This is a genomic window from Paraconexibacter sp. (assembly GCF_059438195.1).
This window is the reverse complement of sequence record NZ_JBLKKY010000050.1, coordinates 20,330-31,053: the sequence shown is the minus strand read 5'-3', so window position 1 is coordinate 31,053 and position 10,724 is coordinate 20,330. Positions and strand designations below refer to the sequence as shown.

Sequence of the window (10,724 nt, the reverse complement as noted above, 5' to 3'; positions counted from 1 at the left end):
GGTCTACTGCCGCTACGACGAGTCGATCCGCGGCGCGGACGTCTTCATCGTCCAGCCGACGTGCGGCAACCCGGCCACCGGGGTCACGGCGAACGACGCGCTCATGGAGCTCCTCGTGATGATCGACGCGGCCGTCGGCGCCTCGGCGCACCGCGTCATCGCGGTGACGCCGTGGTTCGGCTACTCGCGGCAGGACAAGAAGAGCTCGCCGCGCGAGCCCATCACCGCCCGGCTCGTCGCGCGGATGCTCGAGTCCGCCGGCGCCGACCGCGTCCTCACCATGGACCTCCACGCCGGTCAGGTCCAGGGCTTCTTCAGCGTGCCCGTCGACCACATGACGGCGCTGATGATGCTCTCGCAGTACTTCCAGGACCTTGGGCTCTCCGACCTCGTCGTCGTCGCTCCCGACGCCGGGCGCGTCAAGCTCAACAAGAAGTTCGCGGTGAAGCTCGGCGCCGAGCTCGCGATCCTCGACAAGGAGCGCCCCGCGCAGCAGGTCGCCGAGATCGGCTACGTCATCGGCGACGTGAAGGGGAAGACCGCCGTCATCCTCGACGACATGATCGACACGGCGGGCACCCTCCGCGCGGCCGGTCAGACCGTCCTCGACGAGGGCGCCGCTCGGGTCTACGCCGCCGCGACGCACCCGGTGCTCTCGGGCAAGGCGTACGAGAACCTCGCCGCGAGCGGCTTCGAGCAGATCGTCGTCACCGACACGATCCCGCTGCGCCCGGACCCGCCGCCGAACATCCGCGTGCTCAGCTGCGCCGAGCTCCTCACCGACTCGATCCGCCGGATCTTCACCGACGACTCGGTGAGCGAGGTCTTCGGCGGCGAGAACCAGCTCTTCTGAGAGTCCCTCACGACCGGAGTGCGTTCGCAGGCGCCCGGATCGTGGATGCCGGGTGGCGCGGGGCGAGGCGGCCGATGCTGGTGGCATTGGCCGCCTCGCCCCGTGGCGGTCCGGCGCCGCGAGCCGGCCGCCTGCGGGCGTGCTCCTCGTGAGGGACTCTCGATCCGCGACGTCTCGCCGAGCCTGCGCGGACGCCGCGACCCGGTTCGTGCATTCGCACTATCCCGAGTCGCGCCGTCCACGCAGGCACGACGATCCGTGGCGGATTCCGCGGGGCCGCGCCGTGCCTGCGCGGACGATCCCCGCGGCGCGCCGCGCATACTTCTCGCTCAGCGGGAAGGAAGCGCGGCACGTCGCCTCCGGCGCGCCTGCCGGGCCTGCTTCCATACGCACCATGACCGCGACCGCCGCCTCCGTGCTCATGGACCGCCTCGGGCTCGACGAGGACGAGCTGTGCCGCGTCCTCGACGTCGACCCGCTCACGCTCATCGGCGGCGACTCGCTCGAGCACCGTCCAGAGGTGCCGATCCTGCTCGCGCTGACCTCCGAGGCGGGGGAGAGGGTCCATCCCGACGCCCTGCGCCGGTGGCTGCGCACCGCAGGACCGTCCGGGCGGCCGCTCGACCACCTCCTCGCGCGGGACTTCGGCGCGTTCGAGGACGCGCTCGAGACCCTCGCGGCGCGCGGCTTCGTCGTCCGCGCGCGGTGAGCCTCAGGCCGTCGCCGACTCCTTCTCGGGCTTGTCGCCGGCCCAGAGGCCGGTGAGGTAGTAGAAGGTCTGCAGGCCCACCCGGTCGACGACCGCGCGGGTCCCCATGTACGCGGCGCCCTCGACGACCGCGGCGGCGACGGCCTTGCCGACCGGCGCGTCGATCTCGGTCGTGCGCGGTGGCATCGCGCCCGTGTCCTGCGGGTCGATCCGCGCCCACGCGAGAGCGAACACCTTCGCGGCGAGCTTGCCGGCGATGAACCCGACGACGAAGCCGAACGGCTTGTAGAGGAGACGAGCCATGCCCGCAGCCTACCCACGGCGCGTCGGCGCGACGCTCTCGCCGTGCGTGCGGCCAGGGTGTCGGGGGTCGCCTGTTGCGAACCGTCCACCCGGTCGATAACCATGGTGTCGGCGACACGTCAGCATCGGTCGTCACAGATCGGAGGACGTTGGATGGACGCGCAGGAGCCGGAGCCCCGTCGAGAGGCCGAGGAGGCCGAGGACCTGCTGCGGCGCGCGCTCCTCGACCCGGAGTCCTCAGCTGCGCTCGCGCTCCGCGTCGAGGGCCTCGCGCTCGCGCAGTCGCTCACGGTCGTCTTCCACGGGCGCCTCGACCTCGGGACGATCCAGACCTACGTCGCCCCGGGCGGCTTCGGCGCCGGCCGGGCGGTGCCCGCGCGCGAGCTCCTCCGCGTCCCCTGCGACCTCGACCTCGCGGAGGCGCCCGACGCCGACGCCGCCCAGGATCTCTACGCCGACCAGGCGCGTGCGCTCCGCGACGCGCTCGTCGCGGCCGACACGGTGCTCGCGCTGTGGCGCGACGCGCTCGAGGCGCTCGCCGACACCCCCGTCGGCGTCGACCGCTCCGTCGACCTCGGCGTCCCGGTCCCGGCCCCTCGGCTCATGCCGGTCGCGCTCGTCTCGCCGCAGGACGGCGTCACCGTCCTGCCGGTGTGCGGCGCGCGCACCCTCTCCGAAGGCCGACCGCCGCTCGGCATCGCGTGCCTCCAGCAGGACGTCGCGCAGATCTACCCGCTGCCCGACGACCCGGAGCGCTGCCTCGAGGACTTCCGCGACCGAGCGGCCGACCACGCGCGGCGGCTCGCGGAGCAGATCGAGCACCAGGAGATCTCCGTCCGGCGCTTCCTCGAGATGAGCGGCTTCGACGAGGACCTCCCGCTGTCCTGACGCGACGGCCGTGAGGAGCGGGTAGCGTCCCCGCGCGCCATGCGCCGTCCTCGTCGTCCCGCCGCCATCGTCGCCGGCGTCCTGCTCTTCCTCCTCGCGAGCGTCGCGCTCGCGCGCTGGCTCGGCACCGAGTCGACCGAGCGCGAGGCGGTCTTCGACGTCGTGGCCGCGCAGGCGAGCGGCGACGCCGAGCTGGTGCTCGACGAGCTCGACCCCTCGTGCCGCCGCGATCCCGCCTGCGCGGCGCGCGTGCGCGCGGCGACGCGCCGAGTCGCCCGTCGCGGCGACGTGAAGATCCTCAACCTGCGCTCCGACACGTCCTACGCCCTCGCCGGGGCCGAGGGCACCACCCGCGTCGCGTGGACGGTGGTCGACAGCCGCACGACCGTCGTCCAGTGCCTCAGGGTCCGCCGCGACGGCAGCATCCTCTCCGGCCACACGGTCGAGGTGCTCGCCGTGAGCCTGCCGATCGGCAACGAGGCGTCCTGCGAATGAGGCGGCCCCCGGGGGACTGCGACGGGACGACCGCCCGACCGGATAGAACACCCGCGACATGCGTCGAATGACCGTCCCGACCGTCCCGGTCGCCGCCGCCCTCGCCCTCGTCGCGGCGGCGCTCGCGCTGCCCTCGCCGGCCGCCGCCCAGCGGAAGCTGGACGGCGCCGAGACGCCGCCGCAGCGCACGCTCTACGAGAACGGCCCCTCCGGGCGCTATCTCCTCGGCGGGTCGTGGCTCTTCCGCCTCGACCCGACGGGGGTCGGGCTCGACCAGCGCTACCAGCGCGAGACGGCCACGGAGGGCTGGGTGCGGACGTCGGCGCCGAACGTGTGGAACGCCACGGACGAGTCCGTCGAGTCGATGACCGGCACCGTCGGCTGGTACCGCAAGGACTTCCGCCTCCCGAGCCGGGCGAAGCGCTTCCACTGGGTGCTGCGCTTCGAGAGCGTCAACTACCGCACGCGCGTGTGGCTCAACGGCAAGCCGATCGGGTCGAACCGGGGCGCCTACCTCCCGTTCGAGATCCGCATCCCGCGGTCGGCGCTCAAGCGCACGGGCACGAACCGGCTCGTCCTCCGCGTCGACAACCGCCGCCAGGGAGGCGACTTCCCGCCCTCCGGGCTCTCGATCACCGGCGTGCCGACCGGCGGCTGGTGGAACTACGGCGGCCTGCAGCGCGAGGTGTACCTGCGGCGCGTCGACCGCATCGACTTCTCCTCGGTCCAGGTCCGGCCGGTCCTGCCGTGCTCGACGTGCGACGCGCGGGTCGAGTACCGCGTGACCGTCCGCAACTTCGACGACGCCTCCCGCCGGGTGCGGCTGCGCAGCCGGTTCGGCTCCCGCCGCGTCGACCTCGGCACGAAGACCGTCGGCCCGAAGGAGTTCGCGACCTTCCGCAAGACGATCACCGTCCGGGACCCGAAGCTCTGGAGCCCTTCGAAGCCGACGCTGTACAACGCCGGGATCACCGCGCGGGTCGGCGACCGCACGGTGGCGCGGTACACCCTGCGGACGGGCGTGCGCTCGATCCGGGTCGACGGCAACGGGCATCTGCTCCTCAACGGCAAGCGCGTGAACTTCCGCGGCGTCGGCCTGCACGAGGACGACAAGGAGCGGGGCTTCGCCATCGACAACGCCGTCCGCGAGCGGATCGTCCGCAACGCGAAGGACCTCGGCGCGACGCTCATCCGCTCGCACTACCCCTTCCACCCGTACATGCACGAGCTCGCCGACCGCGAGGGCCTCCTCGTGTGGTCGGAGATCCCCGTCTACGCGGTGAAGACCGAGTTCCTCGCGAAGAAGGAGGTCCGCGAGCTCGCCCGCAAGGAGCTCGTGGAGAACATCCGCGTGAACCAGAACCACCCGTCGATCATCGTGTGGTCGGTCGGCAACGAGCTGAGCGCGCGCCCGGGGCCGGTGCAGGGCTCCTACCTGAAGAACGCCGCCGAGGAGGCGCGCGAGCTCGATCCCACCCGTCCCGTCGGCTACGCCGTCGCGGGCTACCCGGCGGCGGGGTGCCAGGAGCGCTACGAGCCCCTCGACGTCATCGGCATCAACGAGTACTTCGGGTGGTACCCCGGTCCCAACGGCCAGATCGCCGATCCGTCGCTGCTCACCGAGTACCTCGACGAGGTGCGCGCGTGCTACCCGAAGAAGGCGATCGTCATCAGCGAGTTCGGTGCGGAGGCGAACCGCAGCGGGCCCGTCGAGGAGAAGGGGACCTTCGAGCACCAGCAGTGGTTCGTGAACTACCACCTCGGCGTCTACGCGACGAAGCCGTGGCTCTCGGGGGCGGTCTACTGGGCGCTGGAGGAGTTCCGGGTGCGCCCGGGCTGGGACGGCGGCAACCCCCGTCCGAACTCCCCGATCCACCAGAAGGGGCTCATCACCTTCGACCAGGTGCGCAAGCCGGCCTTCTTCGACGTCCAGCGGATCTTCCGGTCGACGGCGCAAGTCCGCTCGCGCGGTCGCTGAGCGAGGCGACGTCGCGGGCGCCACGGCGCGCGCGACGGCGTCCGTTCGCTACCCTCCGTCGTCGCCCATGTCCGACTCCGCCAGCACGCTCGAGCTCTCCACCCGCGTCCCGGGACACTCCCGCGCGACGCGCCGTCTGCGCCGTGAGGGCCTCGTCCCCGGCGTCGTCTACGGCGGCGACGGCGAGGCGATCGCCGTCCAGGTCGGTGAGCGCGACCTCCGCCATGCGCTGGCCGCCTCGGGCGCCGTGCTCGACGTCACGGTCGACGGCGGCTCCTCGCAGCCGGTCATCCTGAAGGACGCCCAGCGCCACCCGGTCCGCGGCGACGTCCTCCACGTCGACCTCCTCCGCGTCGACCTCGACAAGCCGATCCAGTCGACGACCTACGTCGAGCTCGTGGGCGGCGACGACGCGCCCGGCGTCATCGACGGCGGCGTCCTCCAGCAGCTCGTGAGCGAGCTCACGATCGAGGCGCGCCCGAACGACATCCCCGGCTCCGTGCAGGTCGACGTCTCCGGCCTCGGCCTCAACGAGTCGCTGCACCTCTCGGCGATCGAGGCGCCCGCGGGCGTCACGTTCCTCGACGACCCCGACGAGACGACGCTCGCGACGATCACCCCGCCGCGCATCCGCGGTGGCGTCGACGAGTCCGCCGAGGGCGAGGAGATCGAGACCGAGACCGAGGTCGTCGGCGAGGGCGGCGAGTCCGCCGAGGCCGAGGCCGAGGGCGCGGACGAGTCCGAGTAGCGACCGCGCGCCGACCTGATCGTGCGCCTGCGCGGCGCGAAGAAGACCGCGACGCCGGTCGACTGGCTGGTGGTCGGACTCGGCAACCCCGGGGACCGCTACGCGGGCTCGCCCCACAACGTCGGCTTCCAGGTCGCCGAGGAGCTCGTCCGCCGCTGGGACCTCGGGAAGCTCCGGCCCCATTTCTCCGGCCGCTACGCGGACGGCCGGACGGGCCCCGGCGGGCCGCGCGTCGGCGTCCTCCTCCCGCAGACGTTCATGAACGAGTCGGGGCGCGCGGCAGGGCCGGCGCGCGGGGCGCTCAAGGTGGACCTCGACCACGTCCTCGTCCTGCACGACGAGCTCGACCTCGCGTTCGGCGACATCCGCACGCGGCTCGGCGGCGGGCTCGCGGGTCACAACGGGCTGAAGTCGCTGAAGGCGGCGTTCGGGTCGCCCGAGTTCCAGCGGGTGCGGATCGGCATCGGGCGCCCGGACACGACCGATCCCGAGATCGTCTCGAGCTACGTGCTCGGGCGCTGGCGGCAGCCGAAGGCGGAGGTCGAGGCGCTCGTCGCCGAGGCGGCCGACGCGGCGGAGCGCATCGTCATGGGGGACGCGGCGCAGTAGGCTCGGCGCATGGTGCGCGAGGTCGCCGACGACGTCAGCCTCATCTCGGGTCTCCCGCGCCACGCGATCAACTGCTACCTCGTCGGGGACGTCCTCGTCGACGCGATGACGCGGCTCGACGCGGGCCGGATCCTGAAGGCGTGCAGGCGGGGCCCGTCGCCGGTGAGAGCCCACCTGGCGACCCACGCGCACCCCGACCACGTCGGCGCGAGCCACGCCGTCTGCGAGCAGCTCGGCATCCCGTTCTGGTGCCACCCGGATGACCGGGCGGCCTGCGAGGACACCGCCGAGATCCGTCGCCGCCAGCCCGACGCGCTCATCAACCGGGTCTTCGCGAAGGTGATGCTCGGCCCGGGCCATCCGATCGACCGCGAGGTCGTCGAGGGCGACGAGGTCGCCGGCTTCACCGTCCTCCACGTGCCCGGCCACAGCGCCGGGCACGTCGCTCTCTTCCGCGAGAGCGACGGCGTGCTCGTGCTCGGGGACGTTCTCAACAACCAGCACCCGCTCCTCGGGTTCCCGCGCGGCCTGCGGCTCCCGCTCGACACCTTCACACCCGACCCGGAGGAGAACCGCCGCTCCGCGCGTCGGCTCGGCGGGCTCGGGGCGCGCACGGTCCTCTTCGGGCACGGTCCGCCCGAGCGCGACGGGGGCCGCTTCCGCGAGTTCTGCCAGTCCGTTTGACATCACGTACATCTGTACGTCATCCTGCTGCGCATGATCACGCGCGGCTGGGACGGCTCGACCTACGACCGCATCAGCGGTCCGATGGAGCGCATGGGCCGCGCGGTGCTCGACCGGCTCGCCCTCGCCGGCGACGAGACGGTGCTCGACGCGGGCTGCGGGTCGGGACGCGTCACCGCCGCGCTCCTGGAGCGGCTCCCGCGCGGGCGCGTCATCGGCGTCGACGGCTCGCCCGAGATGATCGCGGCGGCCCGGCAGCGCCTCGGCGCGGACGTCGACCTCCGCGTGGGCGACCTCACCGAGCTCGACCTCGGCGCCGACGGGCCCGTCGACCACGTCCTCTCGACCGCGACGTTCCACTGGATCGGCGACCACGACCTCCTCTTCCGCCGGCTGCGCGCCGCGTTGCGCGAGGGCGGGCGGCTCGTCGCGCAGTGCGGAGGAGAGGGCAACGTCGCGAACGTCCACGCGGCGGCCGAGGACGTCGGCGCCCGTGGGCCGTTCGCTGAGCACCTCGCCGGGTGGGCGGGGCCCTGGAACTTCGCGTCCCCCGAGACGACCGTCGCCCGGCTGCGCGCCGCCGGCTTCGCGGCGGCCGACGCGTGGCTGCATCCCGAGCCGGTCGTCCCCGACGAGCCGGCGACGTACCTGCGGACGATCGTCCTCGGCGCGCACCTCGAGCAGCTGCCCGGCGAACTGCGCGAGCCGTTCGTCGAGGCGGTCCTCGACCGGCTCGGCACGCCCGCGACGATCGGGTACGTCCGGCTGAACGTCGACGCGGTCGCGTAGGGTCGCTTCACACCGCGTTCACCGAACGACGGCGTTCACTCGTCACCCTCCGGGCGGTCATGACGACACGAGACACCGACGACCTCCTCCTCTCGCGGCGCACGCTGCTCGGCGCGGGCGCCGCCGCCGCGACGACGATCGCCCTCGGCGGCGTGCGCCCCGCGCAGACGGCCGCGGCGAAGAAGATCGCCCGCGAGGCGGTGCTGCCGACCGGGACGTTCCCCGCCGGCGTCGCCTCGGGCCAGCCGAACACGCGCGGGATCACGCTCTGGACCCAGGTCGCCGACATCGAGCGCTCCGGACGCCTGCGGCTCGAGATCGCGACCGACGAGGACTTCCGCCGGGTCGTCCACCGGGAGGAGGTCCGGTCCGCGGCCGTCCGCGACTTCACGGCGCGGACGCGCGTGCGGGGCCGCATGCTTCAGCCGGGGGAGCGGTACTTCTACCGCTTCGAGACCGGGTCGACGACGAGTCCCGTCGGGCGGTTCCGCACCGCGCTCCCGCGCGACAGCCGCGCACCCGTGAGGATCGGCTTCTTCAGCTGCCAGAACTGGGGGGCGGGCTACTACACGGGGCACGCCGGTCTCGCGGACGAGGACCTCGACCTCGTCGTCTCCCTCGGCGACTACATCTACGAGACGAACACGGCGTCCGACCTCGAGGGCCGCAGCGACGCGACGTCCTCGGGCGAGAACGGGCAGACCGAGACGCTCGCCGACTACCGGGCGAAGTACCGGCTGTACCACTCCGACGCGAACCTGCGCGCGGTGCGCGCCGCCCACCCGCTCCTCGCCGTCTGGGACGACCACGAGTTCGAGAACGACCACGGCGGCCCGGACATCGAGGGCACGACGCGGGTGCGGCGGATCCCGTACGCGGAGCGCCGCCGCAACGCCTCTCTCGGCTTCTTCGAGAACATGCCGGTCGAGCGGATCGGCTCCGACCGCGACCGGGTCTACCGCAAGGTCCGGCTCGGTCGCAACGCCGACGTCTTCCTCCTCGACACGAGGACGTACCGCAAGGCCGACCGCTCGACGATCCTCGGGGCCGGTCAGAAGCGCTGGCTGAAGGCGGGCCTCGAGCGCTCGACCGCCGAGTGGAAGGTCCTCGCCAACCAGGTGATGCTGATGTCCCTCGACGTCCCGAACGGGAACGGCGTCAACCCCGACGCGTGGGACGGCTACGAGGCCGAGCGGGCCGAGCTCGTCTCGCACATCGTCGACCGCGGGGTGAAGGACGTGACGGTCGTGACCGGTGACATCCACACGTACTTCGCGGGCACGGTGACGTCGACGGGGCGCGCCGGCGGCGTGCCCGGCGCGACGGAGTTCGTCGGCGGCTCGATGACGAGCAGCTCGCTCGACGCGGTCGGCGGCGAGGACGCGCGGCCGATCACCGAGCCGCTCTTCGCCTCGGCGACGCTCCTCAACCCCCACTACGCGTACGCGAACTTCAACCGCCACGGCTACGGGGTCATGGAGTGCCGCCGGGGCGAGCTGCGGGTGGACTTCCGCGCGGCGGAGTCGATCCGCCGTCGCGAGAGCCCCGTCCGCACGATCGCGAGCTTCCGCGTCGAGTCCGGCTCGACGCGGGTCGAGCGCCTGCGCTGAGCGCCGCGGGGCCGAACCGGATTCCTGCGGCGCCATGGCGCCCCAGGAATCCGGTTCGGCGTCCCGCGGGTGGCTAGGAGATGCTGATCGTGTTGACCGTGCCGTCGATCGGGGTCCGCGCGGCCACCGTCGCGTAGTCGTACGGCGTGCCGGGGACGTTGCCGGGCTTGCCGAAGCCGAAGCCGACCGACTCGAGCTGGGCGACGGCCTCCGAGATCCTGAAGAAGCCGGGCACGCCGGTCGTCGGGAGGCCGAGGACGTCCTCGCGCTGCGCGAACTTCGCGTAGACGCGGTCGTTGCCCAGCTTGCCGAGGGACTGGAGCGCGAGCGCCCTGTGCACGGACTCGACGGCCATGATCTCCGCCGAGTAGCGCGCGAACTTCGAGCCGCTGAGCGTCCCCTGGCGCGCGAAGACCGTCGTCGCGAGGAGGTAGGCGTTGACGAAGACCTGATCGCCGACGACGAGGGCGGTGAGGAGGTTGTCGACCGAGGAGAAGATCGAGTTCGGGACGTAGATCGTCTGCGTGACGGCCTTCGCGCCCACGGCGTCCGACGTGAGGAGCTCGTAGTGGTTCTTCTCCTGCTGCGCCGCGGCGCGCACGTTGCGGCGCGTCACCGCGTCCATCTGCGGGCCGAGCAGCTCGGCGCCGACGGTGTTGACGATGGTCGCCAGGACCTCGGCCGTCGCGGCGACGGCGGTGAGGTTCTCGACGGAGTTCTCCTCGGCGGTGTCGACCTTCGCGAACGCCGGGCTCGTCGCGTAGCCGAGCAGCCCCATCGACCCGAGCGCGGCGGCGGTGCCCTTGACGAGCTGGCGTCGAGTCGCCGCCGACTTGTCGCCGTTCTGCCGGTCGATCGTCTCGAAGATGTGGTTGTTGACTTCGGACATGCGTGCCTCCTGCGCGCTCGCGCGCGATCGTTGTGCGACGGGTAGCGCGCCCGCGGGCGCTCCGGCTCACGATCTGGCGCGCGTACGGGCACATGTGCCGGAGGCGCCAAGACGCCGACCCGTATCCTCAGGGGACCCCACCGGCCGCGCCCCCGCGCGGTCGATCTGC

The 10,724-nt window shown here is 72.7% G+C and carries 12 protein-coding genes; 10 read left to right on the top strand and 2 right to left on the bottom strand.

Translation table 11 applies throughout. The features are described from left to right. Positions 1-853 (top strand): ribose-phosphate diphosphokinase (locus tag ACME2J_RS16025; protein ID WP_495545939.1); only part of this gene is annotated, 853 nt, incomplete at its 5' end. Positions 854-1,247: 394 nt separating this feature from the next. Beyond that, positions 1,248-1,562: a hypothetical protein gene (locus tag ACME2J_RS16020; protein WP_495545938.1), complete on the top strand. Its 315-nt coding sequence runs from the start codon at positions 1,248-1,250 to the stop codon at positions 1,560-1,562. Between the two features lie 3 nt (positions 1,563-1,565). Here ACME2J_RS16020 and ACME2J_RS16015 read toward each other — a convergent pair whose 3' ends face one another. Then, positions 1,566-1,865, bottom strand: a complete 300-nt coding sequence (locus ACME2J_RS16015) for a DUF4235 domain-containing protein (RefSeq protein WP_495545937.1) — start codon at positions 1,863-1,865, stop codon at positions 1,566-1,568. A gap of 153 nt (positions 1,866-2,018) precedes the next feature. Between ACME2J_RS16015 and ACME2J_RS16010 the strand changes: the two genes are divergently transcribed. The 8 genes from ACME2J_RS16010 (at position 2,019) to ACME2J_RS15975 (ending at position 9,666) form a co-directional block, all read left to right on the top strand. After that, positions 2,019-2,753 (top strand): hypothetical protein, encoded by a 735-nt coding sequence (locus ACME2J_RS16010; protein ID WP_495545936.1) that lies wholly within the window; start codon positions 2,019-2,021, stop codon positions 2,751-2,753. Positions 2,754-2,792: 39 nt separating this feature from the next. Further along, the gene (locus ACME2J_RS16005) at positions 2,793-3,248 is read left to right on the top strand and encodes a hypothetical protein (protein WP_495545935.1); all 456 of its coding nucleotides are present in this window, start codon (positions 2,793-2,795) and stop codon (positions 3,246-3,248) included. Between the two features lie 58 nt (positions 3,249-3,306). Continuing rightward, positions 3,307-5,226, top strand: a complete 1,920-nt coding sequence (locus ACME2J_RS16000) for a glycoside hydrolase family 2 protein (RefSeq protein ID WP_495545934.1) — start codon at positions 3,307-3,309, stop codon at positions 5,224-5,226. Between the two features lie 67 nt (positions 5,227-5,293). Next, positions 5,294-5,974: a 50S ribosomal protein L25 gene (locus tag ACME2J_RS15995; protein WP_495545933.1), complete on the top strand. Its 681-nt coding sequence runs from the start codon at positions 5,294-5,296 to the stop codon at positions 5,972-5,974. A gap of 21 nt (positions 5,975-5,995) precedes the next feature. Then, positions 5,996-6,583, top strand: a complete 588-nt coding sequence (pth, locus tag ACME2J_RS15990; protein WP_495545932.1) for an aminoacyl-tRNA hydrolase — start codon at positions 5,996-5,998, stop codon at positions 6,581-6,583. Between the two features lie 9 nt (positions 6,584-6,592). Continuing rightward, positions 6,593-7,267: an MBL fold metallo-hydrolase gene (locus ACME2J_RS15985; protein ID WP_495545931.1), complete on the top strand. Its 675-nt coding sequence runs from the start codon at positions 6,593-6,595 to the stop codon at positions 7,265-7,267. Positions 7,268-7,300: 33 nt separating this feature from the next. After that, positions 7,301-8,056, top strand: coding sequence for a class I SAM-dependent methyltransferase (locus ACME2J_RS15980; protein ID WP_495545930.1), 756 nt, complete (start codon positions 7,301-7,303; stop codon positions 8,054-8,056). Positions 8,057-8,115: 59 nt separating this feature from the next. Further along, positions 8,116-9,666 carry an alkaline phosphatase D family protein gene (locus ACME2J_RS15975; RefSeq protein WP_495545929.1) on the top strand — a complete coding sequence of 517 codons (1,551 nt, stop codon included), beginning with the start codon at positions 8,116-8,118 and terminating at the stop codon, positions 9,664-9,666. Positions 9,667-9,739: 73 nt separating this feature from the next. Here ACME2J_RS15975 and ACME2J_RS15970 read toward each other — a convergent pair whose 3' ends face one another. After that, on the bottom strand, positions 9,740-10,555 hold the full coding sequence (locus ACME2J_RS15970) for a ferritin-like domain-containing protein (protein ID WP_495545928.1): 816 nt from the start codon (positions 10,553-10,555) through the stop codon (positions 9,740-9,742). Positions 10,556-10,724 lie beyond the last annotated feature (169 nt).

What these genes read in the sequence shown, in the direction of transcription:
- ACME2J_RS16020 (WP_495545938.1), top strand. Translation starts at nt 1,248, where the DNA reads ATGACCGCGACCGCCGCCTCCGTGCTCATGGACCGCCTCGGGCTCGAC.
- ACME2J_RS16015 (WP_495545937.1), bottom strand. Translation starts at nt 1,865, where the DNA reads ATGGCTCGTCTCCTCTACAAGCCGTTCGGCTTCGTCGTCGGGTTCATC.
- ACME2J_RS16010 (WP_495545936.1), top strand. Translation starts at nt 2,019, where the DNA reads ATGGACGCGCAGGAGCCGGAGCCCCGTCGAGAGGCCGAGGAGGCCGAG.
- ACME2J_RS16005 (WP_495545935.1), top strand. Translation starts at nt 2,793, where the DNA reads ATGCGCCGTCCTCGTCGTCCCGCCGCCATCGTCGCCGGCGTCCTGCTC.
- ACME2J_RS16000 (WP_495545934.1), top strand. Translation starts at nt 3,307, where the DNA reads ATGCGTCGAATGACCGTCCCGACCGTCCCGGTCGCCGCCGCCCTCGCC.
- ACME2J_RS15995 (WP_495545933.1), top strand. Translation starts at nt 5,294, where the DNA reads ATGTCCGACTCCGCCAGCACGCTCGAGCTCTCCACCCGCGTCCCGGGA.
- ACME2J_RS15985 (WP_495545931.1), top strand. Translation starts at nt 6,593, where the DNA reads ATGGTGCGCGAGGTCGCCGACGACGTCAGCCTCATCTCGGGTCTCCCG.
- ACME2J_RS15980 (WP_495545930.1), top strand. Translation starts at nt 7,301, where the DNA reads ATGATCACGCGCGGCTGGGACGGCTCGACCTACGACCGCATCAGCGGT.
- ACME2J_RS15975 (WP_495545929.1), top strand. Translation starts at nt 8,116, where the DNA reads ATGACGACACGAGACACCGACGACCTCCTCCTCTCGCGGCGCACGCTG.
- ACME2J_RS15970 (WP_495545928.1), bottom strand. Translation starts at nt 10,555, where the DNA reads ATGTCCGAAGTCAACAACCACATCTTCGAGACGATCGACCGGCAGAAC.